Genomic DNA, 4,095 nt, shown 5'->3' with positions numbered 1-4,095 from the left:
TGCGCGACGGCATGGTGATCTCCAATCATCACCACCTGCGCAACGGCGACGTGATCGCGGTGCAAATACTGGAGACCGCCGCTCGCATGGGCGTCCGCGACCTGATGTGGTTCCCCTCGGCCTCGTTCCCTTCGCAGGCTTCGGTCATCGAGCTGATGGAACGCGGCGTCGTCCATCACATCGAGGGCAGCATGAACGGCCCGCTGGGCGATTACTGTACCCAGGGACGCATGCGCGGCATGGGCGTGCTGCGCTCCCACGGCGGGCGCTGGCAGGCCATCCAGGACGGCGAAGTGCACATCGACATCGCGGTCATCGCCGCCCCCGCCGCCGATGCCTTCGGCAACGCCAACGGCGCCTTCGGCAAGTCCGCCTGCGGCTCCCTCGGCTTCGCCCTTGCCGACTCGATGTACGCCGACAAGGTCATCGTCGTCACCGACAACCTGGTTCCCTTCCCCTGCGTGCCGGCGCAGATCCAAGGCAATCACGTGGACTATGTAGTCGAAGTCGATTCCATCGGCGACCCATCGAAGATCGTCTCCGGCACCACCCAGATCACGCGCAGCCCCGACCGCCTGCGTATCGCGCGCCTGGTGGCCGAGTTCCTGCGCGCCGCCGGCATCATGCGCGACGGCTTCTCCTTCCAGGCGGGCGCCGGCGGCATCGCGCTGGCTTTCGTCCAGTACCTGCGCGACATGATGAAAGAAGCCGGCGTGCGTGCCCGCTTCGTCCGCGGTGGCTCCACCCAGTTTCTGGTCGATCTCCTCAAGGACGGCCTCACCGATTACATCCTCGACGGCCAGACCTTCGACCTCGCCGGCGTGCGATCCATCGCCAGCGACCCACGCCATATCCCCACCTCACCCTTCACCAGCTACAACTTCCACGGCAAGGGCTTCTACGGCCAGTTCGTCGACGCGGTGGTACTGGGCGCCACCGAGGTGGACGTCCACTTCAACGGCAACGTGGTCACTCACTCCGACGGCCGCCTGCTGCACGGCATCGGCGGCTGGCAGAACTGCCTGTTCTCCGGCTGCACCATCCTGGCGGTGCCCTCGTTCCGCGACCGCATCCCGGTCATCGTGGACAAGGTCACGACCCTCACCGGCCCCGGCGAACTGATCGATGTGGTCGTGACCGAACGTGGCATCGCCATCAACCCACGGCGCCAGGACCTGATCGACGCGACCAGAGGCTCCAGGCTTCCCATTCGCCCCATCCAGGACATTCAGAAGGAAGTCGAGAAGATCTGCGGCGGCAAGCCGCAGAAGCCGAAGCTGGGCGACCGCCCGGTCGCGGTCGTCAAGTGGGTGGATGGTTCCGTGCTCGACACCGTCTGGCAGGTCATCGGCCCGGTCTCCAGCGCGCCCAGCACCAGCGCGGAGTAGCCATGCGAGAAACTCCGAACGAGTTGATTGAGGAGTTCGTCGCAGCGCTGAACAGCAATGGTCTCGAACCGCTATTTGACGACGATGTCCCGCAGGAGCTTCGCACCAAGGAGCTTTCGGACATTAGCGATATGTTTGAGTGGGAGATCCGTCCGGCAGAATCGAACCCTTGGGTAGCGGCGCTCGAGGACTTGCTCCCTCACTCGTTCCCGATGCTGTACCGGTCTCTAATCGTGCATTACAGATTCGCAGAGTTCGAAGCAGGGCCAATAATGTTCTTCGCCAATACCGGAACAGACGTCTTCCACGAACTGTCCCGCTGCATCGTCGCAGATGAAGGAATGTATCCTCTCCTGCACCGGCACGGATTCCTCCAATTTGGACAGCAATCAGGTGGTGGCTACGATCCCGTGTGCTTCGATACCAAACGCGGCAAGCAAGGCGATGCGCCTGTTGTCCAACTCGATCACGAGGATGTCCTTACGCGTGATCGGATCCGCGTGGTAGCCGAAATCGCACCATCGTTTGAACAATTCGTCCGTCGCGTTATCTCGGGCGAGTACTGGACAGGAAGGAACTCCTAAGCTCACATGTCGCCGCACGCCGCCAGTGTCAGCAACTTGTCTTTCGCGCTCAGGTCGGCCACCGAGCACAGCGCCTCATGCGGATCGGGACAGAATGGGCACTTCCCCAGCTTTACCTCGGCCTCCCATCCGTCTCGCCCGCGCACGTAGAAGCGGTCGCCGTTCGCGCGTCGCAGGTGCGCGACGACCTCCTCCACCATCAGCACTTCCTTCCAGCCGTCATCGTCCCCGATGCCGACGTGCGAGATGTGGCGGTGCGGGTCCTCGGCGCGGTCCCGGCGGGTGATGCAGACGATCCGCTTGCGCATTTTTAGATCCTTCGCTTCGCTCAGGATGACGCCTGCGGGGCTCAGACGCCCCGCAAAGACGGCGTCAGAAAGCGGCCAACTGGCCGCTGGTGGGCTCGGCTCAACAGTACCAGGGCTCGGTCAGGTAGGGAATGGTGGCGCGGTTCTGCGCCGGCGGCACCGGCGGGATGGGCAGTGGCCGCTCTTCCTTCTTTACCTTCTGCAGCCGCTTCCAGACGATCTCGAAAGTCGCCGTGCGGCTGATCTTGCGTTTCGACGCATCCTGCACCGCCGCCTCGACCTGCCGCTGCAAGTCATCCACACGCGGGTCGGGATTCGCCCACCGGTAGCTCAACGCCTCCTTATCGAATTCGCCGACGACCTGCTGCGTCTCCTTCAACTCCAGCAGTCGCGAGCCCGCCGGGATCAGCAGCCGGATGGCCAACTGGATGGGCGGCACCTGCTCGATCAGCCCCAGCCCCGCCAGCGTCAGCAGCAGGTCTTCGTATCCGCCCAGCGACGTCCATGGGGTGAACGGCACGAAGGTCGGCACCAGGAACATCCCCAGGTCGCCGAAGAGCTGCGCCACGCGCACAAAGTCGGCGCGCGTGTGACCCTTGTCGAGCAGCGCCAGCACGCGGTCGTCCACCGACTCGACCGCCGAAGTCACGAACGCGCAGCCGCTGTCGCGCAGCTCGGGCAAATGTGGCGCATGCTGCAGCAGGTGCTCGATCTTGATGGTGACGTCGTAGCTGACCTGCGGGAACTGGCTATGCAACACGCGCACGATCTCCAGCCCATGCGCCGGGCCGTTGAAGAAGTCGGGATCTCCGAAGGTGATGTGCTGCGCTCCCGCGGCGACCTGCTGCCGGATGTCCGCCAGCACCACCTCGCGCGGCACCACGCGAAACGCCCCCTTATAGACCGGCACGATGGGGCAATGCCGGCACAGGTGCTTGCAGCCGCGCGTGGCCTCGGTGTAGCCGACCACGCGCGTCGAGCCATCGGGCAAGGTAAGGTGCGCGTACTTCTCCAGCGGCGGCAATCCGCGCCGGTCGGGGGTCAGGAACCGTAGCCGGTCCAACGAGACTTCCGGCTCGCGCTGCGGCTCGCGGTCGCCCTGGGCGATGCGCTGTGCCAGGCGAAGAAGACCTTCTTCGAACTCTCCCCCCAGGATGGTCTTCACCCCGAGCCCGCGCAGGAGTTCCGTATTCATCGGCGCGTAAAGCCCGTACGCGCAGATATGCGCCGCGGGGTTCAAGACCCGAAGCTTCGGAAGCGCCGCCACCGCGATCCGCGTCGCGGTATGCATCGGCAGGTAAAGCGCGATCAGATCGGCGGCGCGCGCCGCTCCCTCGTCCAGCGATTGCCGCGCCAGGTCGGTCTGTGCGACTTCGAACCCTTCCCGGCGCAGCCAGGCCGCCGGCGACGCCAGCCCGAACGGCTGCCGCCCCAGTTCATAGGTCGAGATGAGGACGATGCGCATGTCGCCGGTGCGCCCCCTCCCATGTATTACGATGAGAAAGGCGCCGATTCAGTGTAATCCGTTTGGCCGGCGACCGACGACCAACCACCGACGACTGTTCCATGACCGTCGTCCCCAAGCCGCGCCTGCTGTTGCTCTGCTCCAAGCTGGGCTACCAGACCCGCGCTTTCGCCGATGCCGCCGATGAAATCGGCCTTGACGTCTCCTTTGGCACCGACCGCTGCCACGTGCTCGAAGATCCCTGGCGCGACCAGGCGCTGCCCCTGCATTTCGAAGATGCGGAAGGAGCCGCGCGCCAGGTCCTCGATTTCTCGGCGCGGACTCCCATCCATGCCGTGGTTGCCGTCGGC

At 64.8% G+C, this 4,095-nt stretch carries 5 protein-coding genes; 3 read left to right on the top strand and 2 right to left on the bottom strand.

Annotated features, from left to right (window positions below; genetic code table 11):
• On the top strand, window positions 1-1,388 hold a 1,388-nt coding region (locus VMS96_01170), incomplete at its 5' end, for a citrate lyase subunit alpha (protein ID HVP42008.1).
• A 2-nt stretch (window positions 1,389-1,390) separates the two neighbouring features.
• Window positions 1,391-1,972, top strand: a complete 582-nt coding sequence (locus VMS96_01165; GenBank protein HVP42007.1) for a hypothetical protein — start codon at window positions 1,391-1,393, stop codon at window positions 1,970-1,972.
• Window positions 1,973-1,974: 2 nt separating this feature from the next.
• Here the strand turns inward: VMS96_01165 and VMS96_01160 are convergent, their stop codons facing one another.
• Window positions 1,975-2,280, bottom strand: coding sequence for a hypothetical protein (locus VMS96_01160; GenBank protein ID HVP42006.1), 306 nt, complete (start codon window positions 2,278-2,280; stop codon window positions 1,975-1,977).
• Window positions 2,281-2,380: 100 nt separating this feature from the next.
• Complete coding sequence (locus tag VMS96_01155; GenBank protein ID HVP42005.1) at window positions 2,381-3,745, bottom strand: CUAEP/CCAEP-tail radical SAM protein; 1,365 nt, start codon at window positions 3,743-3,745, stop codon at window positions 2,381-2,383.
• Between the two features lie 101 nt (window positions 3,746-3,846).
• On the opposite strand from VMS96_01155, the gene VMS96_01150 reads away from it, so the two are divergent.
• On the top strand, window positions 3,847-4,095 hold a 249-nt coding region (locus VMS96_01150; protein HVP42004.1), incomplete at its 3' end, for a hypothetical protein.

It is taken from the genome of Terriglobales bacterium, assembly GCA_035543055.1.
Classification (GTDB): domain Bacteria; phylum Acidobacteriota; class Terriglobia; order Terriglobales; family Acidobacteriaceae; genus JAIQFD01.
The sequence above is the reverse complement of the archived record's forward strand: the minus strand, read 5'-3'. Positions and strand labels throughout refer to the sequence as shown.

What these genes read in the sequence shown, in the direction of transcription:
- VMS96_01165 (HVP42007.1), top strand. Translation starts at nt 1,391, where the DNA reads ATGCGAGAAACTCCGAACGAGTTGATTGAGGAGTTCGTCGCAGCGCTG.
- VMS96_01160 (HVP42006.1), bottom strand. Translation starts at nt 2,280, where the DNA reads ATGCGCAAGCGGATCGTCTGCATCACCCGCCGGGACCGCGCCGAGGAC.
- VMS96_01155 (HVP42005.1), bottom strand. Translation starts at nt 3,745, where the DNA reads ATGCGCATCGTCCTCATCTCGACCTATGAACTGGGGCGGCAGCCGTTC.